The 15,604-nt window shown below is 72.7% G+C and carries 12 protein-coding genes and 1 pseudogene; 1 reads left to right on the forward strand and 12 read right to left on the reverse strand.

Annotated elements, in window-relative coordinates:
• Positions 1 to 5 precede the first annotated feature (5 nt).
• On the reverse strand, positions 6 to 773 hold the full coding sequence (locus tag ACZ5DS_RS08740) for an IclR family transcriptional regulator (protein WP_468235292.1): 768 nt from the start codon (positions 771 to 773) through the stop codon (positions 6 to 8).
• 195 nt (positions 774 to 968) lie between these two features.
• Between ACZ5DS_RS08740 and ACZ5DS_RS08745 the strand changes: the two genes are divergently transcribed.
• Positions 969 to 1,385 carry an ATP-binding protein gene (locus ACZ5DS_RS08745; RefSeq protein ID WP_468235294.1) on the forward strand — a complete coding sequence of 139 codons (417 nt, stop codon included), beginning with the start codon at positions 969 to 971 and terminating at the stop codon, positions 1,383 to 1,385.
• Here the strand turns inward: ACZ5DS_RS08745 and ACZ5DS_RS08750 are convergent.
• The 11 genes and pseudogenes from ACZ5DS_RS08750 to ACZ5DS_RS08800 form a co-directional block, all read right to left on the reverse strand.
• Complete coding sequence (locus ACZ5DS_RS08750; protein ID WP_468236374.1) at positions 1,375 to 2,436, reverse strand: PP2C family protein-serine/threonine phosphatase; 1,062 nt, start codon at positions 2,434 to 2,436, stop codon at positions 1,375 to 1,377. The genes ACZ5DS_RS08745 and ACZ5DS_RS08750 overlap by 11 nt on opposite strands.
• Positions 2,437 to 2,639: 203 nt before the next feature.
• Positions 2,640 to 3,398: an IclR family transcriptional regulator gene (locus tag ACZ5DS_RS08755; protein WP_468235295.1), complete on the reverse strand. Its 759-nt coding sequence runs from the start codon at positions 3,396 to 3,398 to the stop codon at positions 2,640 to 2,642.
• A 43-nt stretch (positions 3,399 to 3,441) separates the two neighbouring features.
• Complete coding sequence (locus ACZ5DS_RS08760) at positions 3,442 to 3,882, reverse strand: DUF6817 domain-containing protein (RefSeq protein ID WP_468235297.1); 441 nt, start codon at positions 3,880 to 3,882, stop codon at positions 3,442 to 3,444.
• A 47-nt stretch (positions 3,883 to 3,929) separates the two neighbouring features.
• A complete protein-coding gene (locus ACZ5DS_RS08765) occupies positions 3,930 to 5,126 on the reverse strand; it encodes a sensor histidine kinase (protein ID WP_468235298.1) in 1,197 nt (398 codons plus the stop codon).
• Positions 5,123 to 6,874, reverse strand: coding sequence for a sodium/solute symporter (locus ACZ5DS_RS08770; protein WP_468235300.1), 1,752 nt, complete (start codon positions 6,872 to 6,874; stop codon positions 5,123 to 5,125). Before ACZ5DS_RS08770 ends, ACZ5DS_RS08765 begins: the two co-directional genes overlap by 4 nt.
• Positions 6,871 to 7,224 carry a hypothetical protein gene (locus ACZ5DS_RS08775; RefSeq protein ID WP_468235302.1) on the reverse strand — a complete coding sequence of 118 codons (354 nt, stop codon included), beginning with the start codon at positions 7,222 to 7,224 and terminating at the stop codon, positions 6,871 to 6,873. The genes ACZ5DS_RS08770 and ACZ5DS_RS08775 overlap by 4 nt, the downstream gene beginning before the upstream one ends.
• Positions 7,225 to 7,340: 116 nt before the next feature.
• On the reverse strand, positions 7,341 to 8,108 hold the full coding sequence (locus ACZ5DS_RS08780; protein ID WP_468235304.1) for a LytR/AlgR family response regulator transcription factor: 768 nt from the start codon (positions 8,106 to 8,108) through the stop codon (positions 7,341 to 7,343).
• Positions 8,109 to 8,152: 44 nt separating this feature from the next.
• Positions 8,153 to 10,525, reverse strand: coding sequence for a glycoside hydrolase family 65 protein (locus ACZ5DS_RS08785; protein ID WP_468235305.1), 2,373 nt, complete (start codon positions 10,523 to 10,525; stop codon positions 8,153 to 8,155).
• A gap of 146 nt (positions 10,526 to 10,671) precedes the next feature.
• Positions 10,672 to 12,855 (reverse strand): RICIN domain-containing protein, encoded by a 2,184-nt coding sequence (locus ACZ5DS_RS08790; protein ID WP_468235307.1) that lies wholly within the window; start codon positions 12,853 to 12,855, stop codon positions 10,672 to 10,674.
• An 83-nt stretch (positions 12,856 to 12,938) separates the two neighbouring features.
• Positions 12,939 to 13,136: pseudogene (locus tag ACZ5DS_RS08795) on the reverse strand (RICIN domain-containing protein); the annotation flags it as partial.
• A 421-nt stretch (positions 13,137 to 13,557) separates the two neighbouring features.
• Positions 13,558 to 15,462, reverse strand: a complete 1,905-nt coding sequence (locus ACZ5DS_RS08800) for an ABC transporter ATP-binding protein (RefSeq protein WP_468235308.1) — start codon at positions 15,460 to 15,462, stop codon at positions 13,558 to 13,560.
• Between the last annotated feature and the right edge of the window lie 142 nt (positions 15,463 to 15,604).

The following is a 15,604-nucleotide window of genomic DNA, read 5'->3' on the forward strand; positions in this document are numbered from 1 at the left end:
TGGGCCTACCAGCGCGCGGCCCCCAGGTCTCTGGAGATCGCCCGCGAGGCCTCACGGAGCAGGGTGATCAGACTGGGGCGGGGGCGGCCCTGGCTGTCACAGATCCGCTCGACCGGCCCGGACAGCCCGACGGCGCCGACGACGAGGCCGCCGTGCCCGCGGATCGGCGCGGCGAGCCCGGCCTCGCCCATGCTCATCTCCTGGATCTCGGCGGCCCAGCCGAGTTCCCGGACCTCGGCGAGCGCCCGGGTGAGCTGCTCGGGGTCGACCAGGGTGTGCCGCGTGTACGCCTCCAGACCCCCTTTCCGGTCCGGCTCCAGGGACGCGGTCCCGTAGGCCAGCAGCACCTTGCCCAGCGAGGAGGCGTGCAGGGGCAGCAGCGAGCCCACGTCCAGGGTCTGGAAGGTGTCGTCCGGGCGGAACACGTGGTGGACGACGAGCACGCTGCCCTCCAGGGGGGTGCCCAGGCGCACCGATTCCCCGCTGCGGGCGGCCAGGGCATCGGCCCAGTTGAGGGAGCGCGACCGCAGCTCGTTGACGTCCAGGTAACTCGTGCCGAGGTGCAGCAGGGCGGCCCCGAGCTGGTACTTTCCGGTCGCCGCGTCCTGCTCCACGAAGTCCACGTGCTGGAGCGTGCGCAGGATGCCGTGGGCGGTGCCCTTGGCCAGCCCGAGCGAGGCGGCCACCTCGCCGAGCCCGAGCCGGCGGGGCCCGGCGGCGAGCAGCCGCAGGATCGCCGCCGCCCGTTCGATCGACTGGACTGGGCCGGCCATGAAGCGAGCGTATTACCGCCGGGAGAGCTTCGCTCCATGGGCAGGCGGCGGTCGCCGGCCTCGGCCGGAGCCCGGGCGTTCGGTAATGCCGACCGACGTTCATTGACCTGCCGGGTATGTCTTCTTAACGTCTGTTCGAGGCCCGGAAGCGCGCTGGAAAGTGCGCCCGCCGGCAGGCACAGGCGAGGAGAGAACATGGCGGCACAGCTCAACACGCTGCTCCGGGAGGCATGCGAAGACGTGTGTCCGCTGCCGCCCGTCACCGGCGCCGTCCCAGCCGTACGCCGACGGGTGAAGGCGGCCCTCGCCGACTGGCAGGTGTCCCCGGAGATCCTCGAGGACTCGCTGCTGATGGTGTCGGAGCTGGTCACCAACGCGATCGTGCATGCCCTGCCGCCGGCGGTACTGCGGCTGTCGTGGATCCGGGCCGACGGCCTCGGCACCCTGCGCGTCGAGGTCACCGACGCGGGATGCGCGGGACGCTCACGCGCGGGGATCGACCCGTGCGAGCACGGCCGGGGCGAGATGATCGTGCACGCCCTCGCGACCCGTCACGGGATACGGGTGCACTCCGGCGGGGTCACCCGGTGGGCCGAGCTCGTCACGGCATGAGCCGGAACCGCTGACCGGACGGCACCGGGTCCGGGGCGGCCACGGCCTGCTTGCGCAGCAGGAGCAGCGCGGCGTCGTCGTGCAGCCGGCCGCCCACATGGGACAGCAGGTCGTCGTGGAGCGCGGTGAGGGTGCGGGCCGGCTCGTCGGACGCGTGCCGGGCCACCCCTTCGGCCAGCGGATAGAACGCGCGCGCGTGATCGCGGGCCTCGGTGACCCCGTCGGTGTAGAGCAGCAGTTGGTCTCCGTCGGCGAAGGGCAGGAGCTGGAGGCGGGGGGTCTGGCTCGACAGGGCGCGCAGCCCGAGCGGCGGAACGGGATGGGTGGGCTCCACCGCGACGACGTCCCCGGAGGCGGATATCAGCAGCGGGGGCGCGTGTCCGCAGTTGACCACCTCCAGGTGGCCCGGCCGCGGGTACCCGGCGACCACGGCGGTGACGAAGTCGTCGGTGCCGAGGTTGCGGGCCAGGCTCCGCTCGATCCGGGCGACGACGGCGAGGAGGTCGGGTTCGTCGTAGGCGGCCTCACGGAAGACGCCGAGCACGAGTGCGGCGGTGCTCACGGCCGGCAGCCCCTTGCCGCGCACGTCGCCGACGATCAGCCGGACCCCGTGCGGGGTGGGGACCAGGGCGTAGAGATCCCCGCCGATCCGGGCCTCCGCCGCGGCGGCGCTGTACCGGACGGCGACCTGGAAGGGGCCCACGGTCTCCGGTACGGGCTGGAGGAGGGCGTGCTGGGCGGCCTCCGCGACCGAGCGGACGGCCGCGAGGACCCGCTCCCGGCGGCCCCGCAGCGCGCTGGCCAGGCCGCTCGCCGCGGTGACGGCCAGCACCGCGCCCGGCCCGGCCACCAGCTCGCGAGCGGAAGCCCCCTCGCCGGCGCCGAGCACCACACCGAGGACGGCGGCCAGGAGGCCGACGCAGAGCACGCCGCGCGGGCCGTTGGTGGCGGCGGCCAGCGCGGGTCCGGCCGCCAGCAGCGGCAGGCAGATCATCCCGGGCGCCCCGGCGACGTCGACGAGCACGACGACCGCGACGACCAGCACCGGCATGGCGGCGGCGAGCTGCCCGGCGGCGCGCAGGCGGGCGAAGGCCCGGCGAAGGGTCAGTCGGTCGCTGGACAGCCGCGTCGGCCGCTGGTCTCGTGCCTGGCTCATGTGTCGTCCGCAGTCCTCACCGGTAGGGGGCACACACCCGGAATGTCCGTTTCATCAAGGAAACGGGCTGTTCGCAGGCGGCCACAAGGAGCGGATTTTCAGATAGTGAGCGACAGACTCCTGGTCACGCGGCTCGCGGTCGGGATCAGTCGCGCCCGGATCTCCTGAAGGCGGGCCCGCCGTTCCACCGGCAGGGAGACGCCGAGCGCGCCGAGCTTGTCCCCGCAGTAGACGGGCACGGCGACGCAGACCGTGCCGAGCGAGTACTCCTCGAGATCCGTGACGGCCGGTGCCATGGGGGACTCGTCCAGTCGGCGGAGCAGTTCCGGAGCGCTGGTGACGGTGCGTGGTGTGAGATCGGCGAGGTGGTGCCTGGAGAGATAGTCCTGGCGGGATTCGGCGTCCAGTTCGCGCAGCACGGACTTGCCCAGCGCGGTGGCGTGGCCGGCGTCCTCGAATCCGACCCACAGCTCCGCCCGCGGCGTCCGCGGGCCGTCGACGATCTCGGCGACCCTGATCTCGCCGTCCTCGTAGAAGGTGAGGTAGGTGGCGGCGGCCAGCTCGTCCCGCAGCGCGGTGAGCGTCGGGCGGACGCGGCTGAGCAGCGCCTGCACGCTGCCCGCCGCGTGCAGCGACATCAGCTTGTCGCCCAGGACGAAGCCGCCGTCGTCCAGTTTGCGCAAGTAGCCGTCGTGGACCAGGGTCCGCAGCAGGTGGTAGGCGGTGGCCAGGGGCAGGCCGGTCTCGCGTGCCAGCTGCTTCGCCGGCGCGCCGTTCTCGTGCGCGCTCACCGCCTCGAGCAGGCGCAGGGCCCGCTGCACGGACGTGATGAGCGTGGGGCTCTCCTGAGCGGCCATACGACCAGCCTGCGCCGGGCACCCGGCACCGGCAAGACAGGCCTCACTGCGCGGGCGCGGCGAGGACCGTACGGCAGTCCTGCCAGGCGTCGGTCGTCAGCAGGTGCCGGAGGCGGGTGAACAGGGCGAGGTCGTGGAAGGGGGCGTCGGGCCGGGCAAGGTCCCGGTAGGTGGCCTTGCGGTCGCAGGAGGCGTACAGGTAGACGATCTCCTCGGCCTCGGTGCCGATCACCGCCGCGAGGTCCGTACGGCGGTCCACGGGCAGCAGTCCGGTGGGAAAGCCGTCGGTGCCGTAGAAGGCGTGGCAGAGTCCCGCGAGTCGGAGGGCGGGGCGGGCCCGCCACAGCGCGAGCCGGTCCCGCACGCGGCACAGGTGGGCCGGCAGGGTCCCGCCGGGGTGTGTGATGCCGTCGGCGCCCAGCTCCCGCAGGAGGCTCATGGCGCGGTCGGCGGCGGGGGAAGCGGGATCGGTGTTCGGGTCCATGCGGGGTTTCGTCCTTCCCTGCCGTTTCATGGCGGCATCGCGCCCTGTCATGCCGGCGGAATTCCGGGCCGGAACTTGGGTACACGCACGGTGATCTTCGTGCCGGCGCCGACGCCGGTCTCGATCACCAGGCCGTGTGCGTCGCCGTAGACCTGGCGCAGGCGCATGTCCACGTTGCTCAGGCCGATGCCGGCGGACGGGCCGCCGCTGCCGCGCAGGATGTCGCGCAGTCGCTGCGGGTCCATGCCGACGCCGTTGTCCTCGATGACGACGCGGGCCTCGGTGCCCTCGTCCTCGGCGATGATCGTGATGCGGCTGCGCTCGACGGACTCCTCCAGGCCGTGTTTGAGCGCGTTCTCCACGAGCGGCTGGAGGCAGAGGAAGGGCAGGGTGACCGGCAGCACCTCGGGGGCGATCCGCAGGGTGACCTCGAGGCGTCTGCCGAAGCGGGCGCGGGCGAGTTCGAGGTACTGCTCGATGGAGCGCAGCTCCTCGGCCAGGGTGGTGAAGTCGCCGCCCCGGCGGAACGAGTAGCGGGTGAAGTCGGCGAATTCCAGGAGGAGTTCACGGGCCCGCTCGGGGTCGGTGCGGACGAACGAGGCGATGCCGGCCAGGGAGTTGTAGATGAAGTGCGGGGAGATCTGGGCGCGCAGGGCCCGGATCTCGGCCTCGATCACGCTGGAGCGGGCCCGGTCCAGTTCGACCAGTTCGAGCTGCACGGAAACCCAGCGGGCCACCTCCTCGGCGGCCCGGACCACGACGGCGGACTCCTGGTCGCCGAAGGCGGCGAGCATGCCGGGGGCCCGGCCGTCGACGCCGAGCGGTACCACGACCCCCCAGCGGACCGGGCAGGTGTCGTTGGCGCAGGACAGCGTGAAGGTCTGGGTGCGGCCGGTGCGCAGGGCGTCGGCGAGCTGTGCCTCGGCCTCGGCGCGGTGGTGGTCGCCGAGGCCGTCCCAGGCGAGCACGGACTCCTCGTCGGTCAGGGCGAGGGCGACCGTGCCGAGCAGGGGGCGCAGCCGCCGGGCCGCCTTGCGGGCGGTGTCGGGGGTGAGACCCGCGCGCAGGGGCGGGGCGGCGAGCGAGGCCGTGTGCAGGGTGTGGAAGGTGGCCCGTTCGACGGGCGTGCCGGGTCCGGCCGGGTTCTCCTGCTGCCGACGGGCGCCGGCATGGCCGAGAGCAGCGCCGAGAGCGAACAGGGCGAGCGCGACGAGGGCCAGGGTCACGGTCCCGAGCGCGCTCATACGGCCCGGTCCGGGTGGGTGTGCCGTAATGCGGCCCCGCCGGTCAGTGCCTCGGGCAGATGGAGCCGGGCCATGGTGGCGGCGGCGCTCGCGGGGACGCGGTCACGGGTGGCCAGGGAGATCAGCACCATCGCGGCGAACCCCACCGGCACGGACCAGACGGCGGGCCAGGCGAGCAGGGTGTGCAGCCGGCCGGAGCGGGCCCCGCCGGCGATGGTCACCGTCACCGCGGTGAGTGCCGAGCCGCCGCCGAGGAGCAGGCCGGCGACCGCGCCGTGCGGGGTGAGGCCGCGCCACCAGATGCCGAGGAGGAGCAGCGGGCAGAACGAGGAGGCGGACACGGCGAAGGCCAGGCCGACCGCGTCGGCCACGGGTAGGTCGCTGACCACGGTGTTGGCGGCGGTGGGCACCGCGATCGCCGGCAGCGTCGCCAGCCGGAAGTGCCGGATGCCGAGGGTCGGCAGCACGTCCTGGGCCAGCACGCCGGCGACGGACATGGTGAGCCCGGAGACGGTGGACAGGAACGCCGCGCAGGCGCCGCCCGCGACCAGGGCGCCGAGCAGGTCGCCGCCGACTCCGCCGATCAGCCGCTGCGGCAGGACGAGGACCGCCGCGTCCGTGTCACCGGTCAGCAGCAGGTCGGGGGCATACAGCCGGCCGAGCGCACCGTAGAGGGGCATCAGCAGGTAGAAGGCGCCGAGCAGGCCGAGGACGACGACGGTGGTGCGGCGGGCGGCGCGGCCCTCGGGGTTGGTGTAGAAGCGGACGACGACGTGCGGCAGGCCCATGGTGCCGAGGAAGGTGGCGAGGATCAGCCCGTAGGTGGAGTACAGGCTGTGCTGTTCGCGGCCTGCAGACAGGGGGTTGGCCCAGCTCGACGGGGCCGCGTGGTCGCCGTCCTCGTCGGGCGCGGGCACGCGGGCGCCTGCCGGGAAGCGCAGGGTGGTGTCGGCGCCGATCCGGTGGGTGCCGATGCCGAGGGTGAACGGGCCGCCGCCCAGGGGCTGTCCGTCGACGGTTCCGGTCGCGGTGACGCGGACCGGTTCGTGGACGGTGACGGTGAGCGGGCTGTCGACGCGCACCTGGGTGGAGCGCTGGAAGACGGGCCGTTCGTCCCAGGCCGGGGCGGGCGAGTGGTCCGCGCGCCAGGCGAGCAGCAGGAACACGGCGGGCACCAGCAGGGCGGTGAGCTTCAACCAGTACTGGAACGCCTGGACGAAGGTGATGCTGCGCATGCCTCCGGCGGCCACCGCCACGGTCACCACGCCCGCGACGACCAGGCCGCCGAACCAGCTGGGCGCGCCGGTGAGCAGCCGCAGGGTCAGTCCGGCGCCGCGCAGCTGGGGCAGCAGGTAGAGCCAGCCGACGCCGACGACGAGCACGCTCGCGATCCGCCGGACGGCCCGGGACTCCAGCCGTGCCTCGGCGAAGTCGGGCAGGGTGTAGGCGCCGGAGCGGCGCAGCGGGGCGGCGACGAAGGCCAGCAGGACCAGGAACCCGGCGGTGTAGCCGATGGGGAACCACAGCATGTCGACGCCCTGGGCGAGGACGAGGCCGACGACGCCGAGGAAGGAGGCGGCGGACAGGTACTCGCCGCTGACCGCGAAGGCGTTGAGCCGGGGCGGGACGCTGCGCGAGGCGACGTAGAAGTCCGAGGTGGTCCGGGAGATGCGCAGGCCCAGCGCGCCGACGAGCACCGTGGCGAGGACCACGGCCGACACGCCGGCTATTCCGTACGTCTGGTTCAACGCGCGGTCACGTCACCCTCGTTGCGCTCGGCACGGCGGACGTACCAGGCTCCCGTGCACAGCAGGGCCGGATACGGCGCCACGCCCAGGACGAGCCAGACGGCGAGCGGGACGCTCGGCCAGGAACGGGCGAGTGGAAGGACCCGCAGGAGTACGGGGAGCAGGCCGAGCGAGACGGCGAGCAGGGCGGTCGCCGTGAGGGCGGCGCGCATCTGACGGCGCATGAGCGCCGTCACGGCGGTGTCGTCGGTGTCGGGCGGGCTCTCCGGGCGGGGCTGCGGGAGGCCGGCGCGGTCGGTGCGGGGCCGTCCGGTGACCACCTCTCTGCGAGGGACGGACTCCGCACCCATGACGCACTCCCCGAGGCCGCGGTGATCACCTTGTTGCGGCGAGTGTACGCAGCGCGCCATCGGTGAGGTAGACGACGGACGAGGTTCGGCACACGCTCGGCACAGCGGCCTGACGGTCAGCGCGTCCGGCCCACCGCACCCTGGGCCTGCCGGGCCAGCAGATCGCGTAGTTCCCGGGCGTTGCGGCGGCTCACGGCGAGGATCCGGTCGCCGATCCGGACGGTCAGGTTGCCGCCGTCCAGGCGCAGTTCCTCGATGCGGCCGAGGGCGACCAGACGGCTGCGGTGGATGCGGACGAACCCGCGGGAACGCCACTGTTCCTCCAGCGCGGACAGCGGGATCCGCACCAGGTGGCTGCCGTGCGGGGTGTGCAGGCGCGCGTAGTCGCCCTGCGCCTCGACGTAGGTGATGTCGGCGATGGGGACGAACCGGGTCACGCCGCCGAGTTCCACGGGGACCTGGTCGCCGAGGGCGTGGGCGGGGCCCTGCCCGGCCCGGGTCAGCTCGGCGACGCGCCGTACGGCCTCCGCGAAGCGCTCCTTGCGCAGCGGCTTGAGCAGATAGTCCACGGCCTTGAGGTCGAACGCCCTGAGCGCGAAGTCCTCGTGGGCGGTGACGAAGACGATCAGCGGCGGGGCGGCGAAGCGGCCGAGCAGCTCCGCCAGGTCGAGGCCGCCGAGGCCGGGCATGTTGATGTCGAGGAAGACGACGTCGAAGGCCTCGGGCCCGTCCGGCCCGGCGGCCCCGGCCCGTTCGAGCAGGCGCAGCGCCTCGGTGGCGTCCAGGGCGGGCACGGCGGTGCCGACCCGAGGGTCCTCGCCCAGGAGGTAGAGCAGTTCCCCGAGCGCGGGTTCCTCGTCGTCGACCGCAAGTACGCGCAACATGTCCCGCAACTCCTCGTCTCCGCTGCCTGCGAACGCCCAGAGTGTCAGTCCGGCAGCCGCATGCGTACCCTCTCCCCCGGCCCGACCCGGACCACGCGGTCCGGCAGCCGGATGTCGATGGGTGTGGGGCCGGAGGCCTCCGGCATGGCGGCCTCCAGCTGGCCGTGGCGCAGGCGCAGGTGCACGCCCCAGTGGCCCTGGTAGCGCAGGGAGAAGCCGTAGGAGGAGAGTTCGGGGAGCGGAACCGGGTCGAGCCACAGCTCGCTGTCGCGGGTCTCCAGGCCGGTGAGGCAGCGCTGGACGAGGTCGAGGGTGCCGGCCATGGCGCCGAGGTGGATGCCCTCGCCGGTGGTGCCGCCCTGGACGTCGGCGATGTCGCCGCGCAGCGCCTCCTGGACGAAGGTCCAGGCGTCGGCGCGGCGGGCGCGGGCCAGGATCCAGCCGTGGACCAGGCCGCTGAGGGTGGAGCCGTGCGTGGTGCGGTGCAGGTAGTGGTCGACCGTCGCGGCCCACATGTCCTCGTCCAGGCGGTGGCCCAACCGGGCGAAGAGCGCGCGGAGTTCGGCCGGTGCGAAGAGATAGCCGAGCATCAGGACGTCGGCCTGTTTGGACGCCCTGTAGCGGTTGACGGTGTCGCCCTCCGCCTCCAGGATCCGGTCCAGGCGGCGGATGTCGCCGTACCGCTCGCGGTAGCCGTGCCAGTCCAGCTCGGCGAGGTCGCCGTACCCCTCGAACTGGCTGATCACGCCCTCGTGGAAGGGCACGTGGAGGGTGCGGGAGACCTCCTCCCAGCGGGCGAGTTCGTCCTCTTCGAGGCCCGTCTGCTCGGTGAGTTCGCGGCGGCGCGGCTCGGGCAGGATGTGCAGCAGGTCGAGGGTGCGGGTGAGCACCCAGGCGGCGGTGACGTTGGTGTACGCGTTGTCGTCCAGGCCGGGTCCGGGCGCGTCGGGGTAGGCGTCGTGGTATTCGTCGGGGCCGACCACGCCCCGGATGCGGTACCGGCCGAGGTGCTCGTCGTAGGTGGCCGAGTCGGCCCAGAAGCGGGCGATCTCGAGCAGCATCTCGGCGCCCTCGGTGTCCAGGAAGTCGGTGTCGCCGCTGGCCTCGCAGTACTGGACGACGTTGTAGGCCACCGCTGAGCCGACGTGCCGCTGCAGCCGGGAGTGGTCGGGCAGCCAACGCCCCGAGCGGGGGTTGAGGTGCAGTTCCTGGGTCTCCTCGCGGCCGTCGCTGCCGCTCTGCCAGGGGTAGAGGGCACCGCGCAGGCCGGCCTCGCGGGCGGCGTGCCGGGCCGCGTCCAGGCGGCGGTGGCGGTAGTGGAGCAGGGCGCGGGAGACCTCGGGCAGGTGGAGGCTGAGGTAGGGCAGGACGAACAGCTCGTCCCAGAAGACGTGTCCCCGGTAGGCCTCGCCGTGCAGTCCGCGTGCGGGGACGCCGACGTCGAGGTCGGCGGTGTGCGGGGACAGGGTCTGCAGCACATGGAAGAGGTGCAGGCGCAGGATGCGGCCGGGATCGCCGGGGACGTCGAGCTCGGCCCGCCGCCACAGCTGCTCCCAGGCCGTGATGTGCGAGGCGAGCAGCTCGTCGAAGCCGGGTGCGTCGGCGGCGCGGTCGACGGCCGCGCACAGCGGGTCGCTGATCGCGGGATCGTGGGAGGTGTGCAGGGCGACCGTCTTGTCGACGGTGGCCGTGCGGCCCGGGATCAGGGTGAGCCGCAGGCGCTGTACGGCCCGCTGCGCCTCGTGCGCGTCCGACACCGGTGCGTCCGCGGTGAGCCGCGAGGCGAGTCCGATGACGATGTCGGAGGTACGGGTGCGGCAGTGCAGCCATGCCGTGCCGGATGTGGTGCTGCCCGTCTCGATGTGCGTGAGGTGACGGCCGTCCAGGTCCCGGTAGCGCTCCACCCCGGAGTTGGTGACGCTTCCGTCGAGCGCGGCCTCGACGTCCAGTTCGGTGCCGGCGCCCTCGATGGTGAGGTCGGTGCGCAGCGCGGCGAGGTGGGGGTCGGCCATGTGGACGAGGCGGAGCTGCCGGACGAGGAGCGTGCTCTGCGGGCCGAGCCGGTAGCGGGTGCGGCGCTCCAGGACGCCCGGGTCCAGGTGGAGGGCCAGGTGGTGCTCGGTGACCGGGGTGGTGTCGGGGGTGAGCCAGTCCCCGCCGGGGAGGCGGAAGCGGAGCGGGAGCCAGTCGGGGAGGTTGACCATGTCCTCGTTCTCCACCTGGCGCCCGGCGATCTCGGAGGTGAGCCGGTTGTAGCAGCCGGCCGCATAGGTGCCGGGGTAGTGCACGGCGTCCGCGGTGCACTCGGGCAGCGCGCCGCGGGTGGCGAAGCGGCCGTTGCCCAGGGTGCACAGGGACTCCCGCAGGCGTTCCTCCGCGGGGTCGTATCCGTCGTACTCCCACAGCAGACCGGTCACCGGTGCGGTCCCTCCGTCCTCCTCGGTCCAGTCTGCCCCGAGGGCGGGGACGACGGCATGTGCGGGAGATCTTCGCTGGTCAGGCACCATACCGAAGGGCGGGGGCGCGCTCGGACAGCTCCGCGCACCCGCGCCCTCCGGGCCGGTCAGGGATAGCTGACGAGGTTCGCCACGTCGGTGGACGAGTTCGAGGGTCCTCCGGTGTTGTTGACGACGTGGCTGATGGTGCCGGTGCCGCCCAGGGAGACGGTCACCATGCTGGTGAAGCGGACGTTCGCGGTGTTCGGCGCCTCGATGGCGCGCGCGGCGGTCACGCTCGGGTCGACGTTGAAGTAGCAGTAGCTGCCGAGGCCGTAGGCCTGGTGGCCGGTGACGGAGTCGGCGACCTTGTAGGCGGCGTAGCCCTGGGTGGAGCCGTTCATCCAGGCCGACTGGTTCGGCGGGTCGTAGGGCATCTCGTTCTGGAAGAAGTAGGTGCGGCCGCCGTTGCCGTTCCAGATCACCTGGTACTTCTGGAAGTGCTCGACGAAGAGCCCGTACATCGTCACGTCGTCGCCGTTGACCACGAGCCCGGTGTCGGCGGTGTTGCTGGTCCAGCCGACGCCGCTGCCGTGGTCGGCGCGCCAGATCCACATGTGGTCGCCGATGACGTTGTCGCTGTTGACGACGATGCCGGTGGCCGCCTTGCCGACGCCCGCGCCGCCGACGCGGACGTAGACGTCGTGCAGGGAGGTCGGGTCGGCCGCGTGGGAGGCGGCGGAGCCGGCCGGTCCGACCTCGAGCAGGGTCTTCGAGCTGGTGGTGCCGGCGTCGAAGAGCAGGCCCGCGATCTTCACACCGTCGACGTCGGCGACGGTCATCGCGGTGATGCCGTTGTCCGGGACGAAGGTGGCGAGGCCGAGGCCCAGGACGACGGTGTCGGGGCGGGTCACCCGCAGCGTCTGCTCCAGGTGGTAGACACCCGGGGTGACCAGCAGGTTCTTGCCCGCGGCGAGCGCGGAGTTGATCTGGGACGCGGTGGCGCCCGGCTTGACGACGTAGAAGGTGTCCAGGGAGAGCGAACTGCCCGACGGGCTGCCGCCGGCCCAGCTGGTCGCGGTGGAGTTGGACCGCACCGACGGCACGAACACCTGGTAGGCGCCGTTGCCGTCGACGTACAGGAACGGCTTCTCCCGGCCGACCGGGCTCTGCGCGACCGTCGTGTACGGCGGGTTGGGGAAGCTGGTGGCCGGGGCGCCCTGGCTGCCGACGAAGACCATGTTCCAGTTGGCGCCGGTCCAGCCGCCGAGCTGGGAGTTGCGGGTCAGCCACTGCTGCTGGCTGCCGGAGTCGACCCGTCCGTCGACCTTGCTGTCGGCCAGGTAGCCGCCGCTGGACCAGCCGCCGTCGTCCAGGACCAGGTTGCCCCGCAGGTGCATCCGCCGGTACGGCGCCGCCTGCGAGACCGCCCAGCGGTCGCTGCCGTTCGTGGGGTTGACCGACAGGTTCTCGGCACCGCGCCAGAAGTTCTGCGTGGCGTTGCCCTGGAACCAGTCCGCCTCCGCGTGCACCGCGCCGTTGACGGAGACGGCGTCGGGGGTCAGGCCGAGGCCCAGGACCTGGGTGTAGAAGCCGACGTTGACGTCCGCGCTGTAGGCGCCTGGCTTGAACAGCACGGCGTAGCGTTGGGAGCCGAACTGGTTGGTCTCCTGCTGCTGGAAGATCGAGTTCAGCTTGCTCTGGATGGCCGTGGAGGACATCGACGGGTCGAACACGACGACGTTCGGGCCGAGGTCGGGGTTGCTGGTGGACTGGGTCACCGGGACCACCTGGAAGCGCTGGGCGGCGGTGCCGTTGCACGTGTACTGCACGAACTGCACGCTGTCCGCGAGCGAGGCGCCCGGATCGTCCAGGCACTTGCCGCTGCCCCGGTTGACGAAGCGGAAGGCGCCGCCGCCGTCGTCCACGGGCAGCCACTGCTGGTTGGCGCCGCCGCCGTAACTCCACAGGTGGACCTGGGCGTTGTCGGCGGTGGAGACGTCGGCGACGTCCACGACCTGGCTCGTGCTGTTGCCGTTGCCGATCCGGACGTAGCCGTCGCTGGTCGCGGTGAAGCTCCACTGCTGGGCCGTGGTGCCGTTGCACGCGTACTGCTGCACGACGGTGCCGTTGGCGGTGCCGGCGGCCTTGGCGTCGAGACACTTGCCGCCGGCCGCGTTGACGACGGTGGCGAAACCGGTCGGCAGGGCGGAGTTCGCGGCATGTGCGGGTGCGCCGCCGAGCAGGGACGCGGCCGCCACGGCGACCAGCGCGGCCGCGGTGGATCTGCCGCGGCGGGAGAGGGGAGGCACGGGTTCTCCTTGCAGGGGGAAGGGGGTGTCAGCCGGCGAAGACGCGGGTGTAGGTGCCGCCGCCGGTCGCGGGCGGCATTCCACTTCTGGTTGGCGGCGCCGTTGCAGTCGTAGAGCTGAACGGCCGTACCGTCGGCGGAACTTGCCCCGGCGACGTCGAGACACTTGCCGGCGAGGCCGGTGACGGCACCGGTGGCGGCCTGCGCGGGGGAAGCGGTGAGCAGGCCTGCGGAGAGGGTCAGGACGGCCAGGGAGAGTGTCGTGGGGAGAGGTCGGGCCATGTGCGGGGTGGCCTTTCGCGCGGGGGGAGGGGGGGGGAGGCACCCGGGAGCGCTTTCACCTTCTGAACGGCAGACGCACTCAAGGGGGCTGGTTGACCCGTGAACCTAAAGGTATGGACTACTTACGTCAAGAGGTGAAGTAAGTATTGACCGAAGGGACTTGGACGCACCCCCGCCGTCGCCCGGCGTTGGCGCACCCGTCATTCGTCAGCCGGACCGGTTTCGCCTCGCTCCCGGCCGCGATGTTTACCCGGGCCGAGCCGCACGCCGGGCGCCCCGGGCAACGACGAGTTCGTCACCATCCGCCTCTCCTCGCCTCTGCACGCGGACGAGCGCGCGTTCCGCTGACCCGCCCCGGGCGCCGGAGCGGTCGTCGCCCCCGTGACCCATCCGGCGCCCAGGCGTTCACTTCTCACACACGTCAGGAAGTCGCCGCCACGACCTCCGTCGCCTCGCCGTCCCGCTCGGCGAACTGCGTCCGGTGCAGCTCCGCGTACCGTCCGCCCGCCGCGAGCAGTTCGTCGTGCGTGCCCCGCTCCACGATCCGGCCGGCCTCCACGACCAGGATCTGGTCGGCGGCCCGGACGGTGGACAGCCGGTGGGCGATCACCACGGCGGTGCGGCCCTCCAGGGCCTCGGCGAGCGCCTCCTGGACGGCCGCCTCGGAGGTGTTGTCCAGGTGGGCCGTGGCCTCGTCGAGGATGACCACGCGCTGGCGGGCCAGCAGCAGCCGGGCGATGGTCATGCGCTGGCGTTCGCCGCCGGAGAGCCGGTAGCCGCGCTCGCCGACCACCGTGTCCAGACCGTCGGGCAGGGACCGGACGACCTCGGCGAGACGGGCGCGGCCGAGGGCGTCCCACAGTTCCTCGTCCGTGGCGCTCGGGCGGGCGAGCAGCAGGTTGGCGCGGACGGTGTCGTGGAAGAGGTGGCCGTCCTGGGTGACCATGCCGAGGGTGGCCCGCAGGGAGGCGGCGGTCAGGTCGCGCACGTCGGCGCCGCCGATGCGGACGGCACCGGCGCCGGCGTCGACGTCGTACAGGCGTGGCAGGAGCTGGGCGATGGTGGACTTGCCGGCGCCGGAGGAGCCGACGAGGGCGACTGTCTGGCCGGGTTCGGCGCGGAAGGAGATGCCGTGCAGGACCTCGGCGCCGCCGCGGGTGTCGAGGGCGGCGACCTCCTCCAGGGAGGCGAGGGAGACCTGGTCGGCGGACGGGTAGGAGAAGGTGACGTCCTCGAACTCGACCGCGACCGGGCCCTCGGGCACCTCGACGGCGTCCGGCTTCTCCTCGATGAGCGGCTTCAGGTCGAGCACCTCGAAGACCCGCTCGAAGCTGACCAGCGCGCTCATCACCTCCACGCGGGCTCCGGCGAGCGCGGTGAGCGGGGCGTAGAGCCGGGTCAGCAGCAGGGCGAGGGAGACGACCGCGCCGGCCTCCAGGGTGCCGCGCAGCGCGAACCAGCCGCCGAGGCCGTAGACGAGGGCCAGGGCGAGGGCGGAGACCAGGGTGAGGGAGGTGATGAACACCGACTGGGCCGTCGCGGTGCGCACCCCGATGTCACGCACCCGGCGGGCGCGGGCCGCGAACTCGGCCGACTCCTCCTCCGGGCGGCCGAACAGCTTGATCAGGGTGGCGCCGGGCGCGGAGAAGCGCTCGGTCATCCGGTTGCCCATGGCCGCATTCAGCGCGGCCGCCTCCCGCTGCATGCCGGCCATCCGGCTCCCCATGCGGCGGGCGGGCAGCACGAACACCGGCAGCAGCACCAGCGCGAGCAGGGTGATCTGCCAGGACAGGGTGAGCATGACCGCGAGGGTGAGCAGCAGGGTCACCAGATTGGTCACCACGCCCGAGAGCGTGGAGGCGAAAGCCCGCTGGGCGCCGATCACGTCGTTGTTGAGACGGCTGACCAGCGCTCCCGTACGAGTACGTGTGAAGAACGCGACGGGCATGCGCTGCACATGATCGAACACGGCCGTGCGCAGATCGAGGATGAGTCCCTCCCCGAGCGTCGCCGACAGGCGCCGGCCGAGGATGCCGAGCCCCGCCTCCGCGAGGGCGACCAGCGCGATGAGCAGGGAGAGCCGGACGACCGTCCCGGAGTCACGGCCCGCCACGATCGCGTCGACGACGCGGCCGGCGAGCACGGGGGTGGCCACGGCGAGGAGTGCGGTCACCACCCCGAGCAGCACGAAGCGGACGATGCCCGCGCGGTGCGGGCGGGCGAAGGCGGCGATGCGGCGCACCGTGGCGCGGGCGAAGGGACGGCGCTCCTGCTGCGCGGTCATCACGCTGTGCAGTTGCATCCATGCGGTGGTCTCCATGCTCATAGGAGAGAACGTAAGACCTCAAGCTTCGTTGAGGTCAATGTCCGCGCCTTTTCACCCCCACAGCCATCCCCGTACCCCAAGGTCTCCATGACTCCTCCCGCTCATCCGCTGCCCGCATGTAAGACGCCGTCCGCGCCCGCGC

This window comes from Streptomyces sp. NPDC031100 (assembly GCF_055570785.1).

Coding starts and splice junctions, on each gene's coding strand:
- ACZ5DS_RS08740 (WP_468235292.1), bottom strand. CDS start 773: ATGGCCGGCCCAGTCCAGTCGATCGAACGGGCGGCGGCGATCCTGCGG.
- ACZ5DS_RS08745 (WP_468235294.1), top strand. CDS start 969: ATGGCGGCACAGCTCAACACGCTGCTCCGGGAGGCATGCGAAGACGTG.
- ACZ5DS_RS08750 (WP_468236374.1), bottom strand. CDS start 2,436: ATGCCGGTGCTGGTCGTCGCGGTCGTCGTGCTCGTCGACGTCGCCGGG.
- ACZ5DS_RS08755 (WP_468235295.1), bottom strand. CDS start 3,398: ATGGCCGCTCAGGAGAGCCCCACGCTCATCACGTCCGTGCAGCGGGCC.
- ACZ5DS_RS08760 (WP_468235297.1), bottom strand. CDS start 3,882: ATGGACCCGAACACCGATCCCGCTTCCCCCGCCGCCGACCGCGCCATG.
- ACZ5DS_RS08765 (WP_468235298.1), bottom strand. CDS start 5,126: ATGAGCGCGCTCGGGACCGTGACCCTGGCCCTCGTCGCGCTCGCCCTG.
- ACZ5DS_RS08775 (WP_468235302.1), bottom strand. CDS start 7,224: ATGGGTGCGGAGTCCGTCCCTCGCAGAGAGGTGGTCACCGGACGGCCC.
- ACZ5DS_RS08780 (WP_468235304.1), bottom strand. CDS start 8,108: ATGTTGCGCGTACTTGCGGTCGACGACGAGGAACCCGCGCTCGGGGAA.
- ACZ5DS_RS08800 (WP_468235308.1), bottom strand. CDS start 15,462: ATGAGCATGGAGACCACCGCATGGATGCAACTGCACAGCGTGATGACC.